3 protein-coding genes are annotated in these 2,990 nt (G+C 71.5%); all 3 read right to left on the reverse strand.

Annotated elements, in window-relative coordinates; genetic code table 11:
- Positions 1–391: 391 nt before the first annotated feature.
- On the reverse strand, positions 392–721 hold the full coding sequence (locus VIU94_RS00835) for an alpha/beta fold hydrolase (RefSeq protein ID WP_331906397.1): 330 nt from the start codon (positions 719–721) through the stop codon (positions 392–394).
- 74 nt (positions 722–795) lie between these two features.
- Positions 796–1,059, reverse strand: coding sequence for a hypothetical protein (locus tag VIU94_RS00840; RefSeq protein WP_331906399.1), 264 nt, complete (start codon positions 1,057–1,059; stop codon positions 796–798).
- A gap of 204 nt (positions 1,060–1,263) precedes the next feature.
- Positions 1,264–2,934, reverse strand: coding sequence for a tetratricopeptide repeat protein (locus tag VIU94_RS00845; protein ID WP_331906401.1), 1,671 nt, complete (start codon positions 2,932–2,934; stop codon positions 1,264–1,266).
- Between the last annotated feature and the right edge of the window lie 56 nt (positions 2,935–2,990).

Here is a 2,990-nt window from a genome sequence, read left to right on the forward strand (position 1 = left end):
CCGCTGTAGTAGCCGCAAGCGCCTGCGGCAGTGGCGGCCGAAGTCGGGGCCGGGGCGTGGGCCATGGCCGGGAGCGAGGAGGCCGCGATCACAGCGGCGCCGGCGACTGCGCCGAGAAGGTAGGTCATGCGTCGAATACTCATGATCAACTAACCCGGCGGGCACGAGATCGGTTACGCGGATGTCGCGCCGCCTCGCCGCCGCGCAGCAGAGTCTGGCTGTAGCGCTCCGGGGAAGCGACGCCGTCGAGCACCATGCAGTCGGTGCGGCCGGGGAAGAGCTGCGTGTAGACCTCGCCGAGGTACTGAGATTCCGGGCGTGATGTCGCCCGATGAAGGCGTTTCTGACCTGGAGGTCTCGTCGACCTTCCGGCGACATGACGCCGAGATCATCAGTAACTGCCGTAGGAGTACCCGAGGTAGGAGAGGGTGTCCTCGCCGAGTGAGGCGCGAATGACGTCCATGTCGCGGGCCGTATTGCGGGTCGTGACGTACGGCAGCACGTCGCCGTGGGCGCGTTCGCACCGCCTGGCCAGCTCGCGCGCGACGGCGACCTCCTTGCGGTACGCCGCCAGGTCGGTGCCCGTGGACCGGACGAGGGCGGAACCGAGGTCCCAGCCGCAGTCCAGCGGGGTGCTCCGGCCCACGAAGCGGGGGTCCATGCCGATCAGGTCGAAGCGGTCGGCGACCGCGCCCATCACCTTCGACTTGGTGAGCGGCATGTGGAGGCTGGGGCCGGCAGATCCGCCGTCGTTGAGCAGCAGTGGACCGACGCGATGGGCGGTGTCGGTGGCCTTCAGACGGGATACGGCGACGGTGATGGTGCGACCCCGGGGTTGGCGTAGTCGAGCGGCACGGTGATGTCGGCGCAGTCGGTGCCGGCGGCGTCCAGCGCCTGGCCGAGCTCGTCGTCGACGCCGAGGGCACAGGCATGCCAGTCGACGTGCTGGCCGTGGAGACGCGCGAACGGGTCCGGGTCGGCGGCGGCGGTGGTCGTCGCGGTGGCGGCCAGCACCACCGCGCACGCCGCGAAGGCCTTGATGCGTCGGGAAGTTGACATGCCCGCACGCCAGGGGCGGCGGACACCTCGGCGCAGTCCGGGAAAGCTCCGAAACCGGGCAGGGTTGTCCCCCATAGAACCCACCCGCACATCACTGAGACGCCCCGTCGAAGCCATCTGGCCCGGCCGACTCGTCCGCCGCTGACGCACGCGATGCAGCGGGCACCGCACGCCTGTCGGTGCGGTGCCCGGCGTCGGGCGGCGTCACGCCACTAGGGCCGCCTCCACCTCCGCGAGCTCCTTCTTCGGATCGGCCATACGGGCCAGCACGTCCAGGTCGTCCCGGCTGTAACGGGCGCGCACGTCGTCGTCCCACCCCGCGGCGGCCGCCCGCAGCGGCTCGACGGCTTCCTCGAGCCGGCCCAGCCGGTGCAGGACGAGTCCGTAGTAGCCGGCGGCCTCGGTCCCGTGCGCAGCGCCGCCGCCCTGCTCCCAGGCCCTGTGCAGGAACGGTTCCGCCTCCGCGTACGCGCCGCGCTGGGCCTTCAGTTTGCCCGCGAGCATGGCGTTCAGCGACGATCCGTCCTCGGCGGCGCGCACGTACCAGCGTTCGGCCTCCTGGTAGTCCCGGTGGTGCTCGGAGAGCCAGCCCATCTCATTGCACGCGTCGTGGTGCCCCGCCTCGGCGGACCTCCGGTACCAGTCGTCGCGCAACGCCGGCTTGCGCAGTGAGCGGTACAGCTCCGCGAGGTCGTACGCAGCCTCCGGGTCGCCGGCCAGCGCGGCGGGTTCGATCCAACGGACCAGGTGCCGGTCGGCCGCGCCGGCCCAGTCGCGGAGGATCTTCCCGTACGCGTACGAGGCGTCGACGTCGCCCGCCTCCGCCCGTTCGCGGAGCCCGGGCAGCCTGCGCAGGTCCTTGCCGGGGGCGACGGTGTCCTCCTGGCGCATCGCGGCGATCCGGTCGAGCTGCGTGACGACGTCCTCGTCGTCCTCCCCGACCTGGCGGAACCAGCGTTCGGCCTCCTCGTACCGCCGCTGCCGCTTGCAGAGGATGCCGAGGTTCCACTGGGCGGCCGGGTGTCCGGCACCGGCCGCGAGGCCGTACCAGCGCTCGGCGTCGGCGAGGTCGCCACGCTGCTCGTGCAGGACGCCGAGGACGTACGCGGCGCCCTCGTAGCCCTCCTCGTGGGCATGGACCAGCAGGCCGCGCGCCTCGGGCCACGACCTTTCGTCGGCGGTCTCCGTCAGAAACACGGCATGGTCCACGCGGGCGGACGCGCTGAGCGCGGAAGCCCTGCGGTAGTAGCCCGCGGCCTCGGTGGTCAGGCCCGGGTAATCGCGGAAGTGCGGCTCCAGGTCGAAGAGCGGGCGCAGCGCCTCGGCCGCGGCGTCCCCGTCCCCGGCGGCCTCGGCGGCGTCGAGGGCCGCCGCGACGCGGTCGAAGTCCTCGCGAATCGACTCGAAGAGCTGAACCCAGCGGAAGACCGCGATATCGCCGATCTCGATGTCGCTCATCAGGAACTTCGGCGCTTCGTCGAGTCGCCCCTCGGCGGCGAGCAGCCTGCCGAGCTCGATCTTGCAGTCCAGACTGCGGCCGTTCTCCCAGCCGCGCCGGAACCATTCGGCGGCCTCCGGATCGCCGTTCTCTTTGAGCAGCACGCCGAGTCCGTAGGCGCTTCCGGCGTGACGGTCGGCGACGGCGCGGTAGAGGGCGTCCGCCGCAGGCCGGTCTCCCCGGATCTTTCGGTACCGGGCAAGCGTGTAGTGCGAGAAGGCGTCGCCAGCCGCAACCGCTTGCTCCCAGTACGGGATGCCTTCGTCGACGTGGCGGCCGAGCACGAAGAAGTCGGTGTACCGACGGGCCGTCTTCGCGTCACCGGCGCGCGCGGCGGCGACCAGCGCCTCTCCTCGGGTCTGTATGTCCTGCGTCATGAGCCGCATCGTGCCAGGTGGGGCCAACCACCGGCCAATCGACGGCTGTTGCCGCC

It is taken from the genome of Streptomyces sp. (assembly GCF_036566765.1).
Lineage (GTDB): Bacteria > Actinomycetota > Actinomycetes > Streptomycetales > Streptomycetaceae > Streptomyces.

Excerpts from the sequence above, each read along its gene's own strand:
- VIU94_RS00835 (WP_331906397.1), bottom strand. The coding sequence starts at position 721 with ATGCCGCTCACCAAGTCGAAGGTGATGGGCGCGGTCGCCGACCGCTTC.
- VIU94_RS00840 (WP_331906399.1), bottom strand. The coding sequence starts at position 1,059 with ATGTCAACTTCCCGACGCATCAAGGCCTTCGCGGCGTGCGCGGTGGTG.
- VIU94_RS00845 (WP_331906401.1), bottom strand. The coding sequence starts at position 2,934 with ATGACGCAGGACATACAGACCCGAGGAGAGGCGCTGGTCGCCGCCGCG.